This window comes from Streptomyces sp. NPDC005070, from assembly GCF_053600395.1.
Genome location: NZ_JBSFZS010000490.1, coordinates 1 through 1,512 on the forward strand (window position 1 = coordinate 1; position 1,512 = coordinate 1,512).

Below are 1,512 nucleotides of genomic sequence, written 5' to 3' on the forward strand. Positions count from 1 at the left end.
GGCCGCCCTGGCCGCACCCGACGCGGCGCCCGCGGAGCGGCACGAGGACATCGCGCCCTCCGTCACCCGCGACTGACCCGCCGACGGCCCGCGCCGCGTCTCACTCCCGGGAGTTCGGCCGCCGGTGCGGCGGCTGGTCGGGGGCGGGGCGCAGCCGCGGCGCCGGGATGGGCAGGCTGCGGGGCTTGTCGGCGTCGACGGTGACGGGCTCGCGGTGGTGGCTGATCTCCAGCGGGTCACCGGACGCGAGCGTGTAGGTGACGGCGTCCTGCCCGATCTCCACGCGCAGCCGGCGGCCGAGGACCTCCAGGGAGAAGGCGAGGCGGCTGAGGCGTTCCGGCAGCCGGGGCGCGAACTCCAGGGTCTCCCCGTGGTGACGCAGCCCGCCGAAGCCGGCGACCAGCGCCGTCCAGGTCCCGGCGAGCGAGGCGATGTGCAGTCCGTCGCGGGTGTTGTGCTCCAGGTCCTCCAGATCCATCAGCGCGGCCTCGACCAGGTAGTCGTAGGCGAGGCCGGGATGGCCGGTCTCGGCGGCTATCACGGCCTGGCAGCAGGCCGACAGGGAGGAGTCGCGGACGGTGAGGGGTTCGTAGTAGGCGAAATTGCGGGCCTTGTGCTCCTCGTCGAAGAAGGGGCTGCACTTGTAGAGGGCGAGCACCAGGTCGGCCTGTTTGACGACCTGCTTGCGGTAGATGTCGAAGTAGGGGAAGTGCAGCATCAGCGGGTACTGGTCGGGGCGGGTGGCGGTGAAGTCCCAGCGCTGGTACCGGGTGAATCCGGCGTGCTGCTCGTGCACGCCCAGTTCGTGGTTGTACGGGATGTGCATGGCCTCGGCCGCGTCGCGCCAGGCCGCGCTCTCCTCCTCGTCGACGCCGAGCTCCGCCGCCCGCAGGGGGTACCGCTCGACGGCGTCGGCGGCGGCCAGGAGATTCGCGCGGGCCATCAGGTTGGTGTACGTGTTGTCGTCGGCGACGGCGCTGTACTCGTCGGGCCCCGTCACCCCGTCGATGTGGAACCTCCCCTGGTGGTCGTGGTGTCCCAGGGAGCGCCACAGCCGTGCCGTCTCGGTCAGCAGCTCGACGCCGGTGTCGCGTTCGAAGCGTGTGTCGCCCGTGGCGGCGGTGTAGCGGACGACGGCGTCGGCGATGTCGGCGTTGACGTGGAAGGCGGCGGTGCCGGCCGGCCAGTACGCCGAACCTTCCGATCCCGCTATGGTGCGCCAGGGGAACGCGGCGCCGCGCAGCCCGAGTTGGGCGGCCCGTTCCCGTGCGGCCCGAAGGGTGTTCTGGCGCCAGCGCAGCGCCTCGGCGACGGCGCCCGGCGAGGTGTAGGTGAGCAGCGGCAGGACGAAGGTCTCGGTGTCCCAGAAGGCGTGGCCGTCGTAGCCGGAGCCGGTGAGGCCCTTGGCGGGGATGGCGCGCTGTTCGGCGCGGGCGCCGGCCTGGAGCACGTGGAAGAGGGCGAAGCGCACGGCCTGCTGGATCTGTTCGTCGCCGTCCACCTCGACGTCGG

1 protein-coding gene is annotated in these 1,512 nt (G+C 72.5%); it reads right to left on the reverse strand.

Features of this window, described 5'->3' with window-relative positions:
- Nucleotides 1-100: 100 nt before the first annotated feature.
- Nucleotides 101-1,512 (reverse strand): glycoside hydrolase family 65 protein (locus tag ACWEBX_RS40500; RefSeq protein ID WP_451889691.1); only part of this gene is annotated, 1,412 nt, incomplete at its 5' end.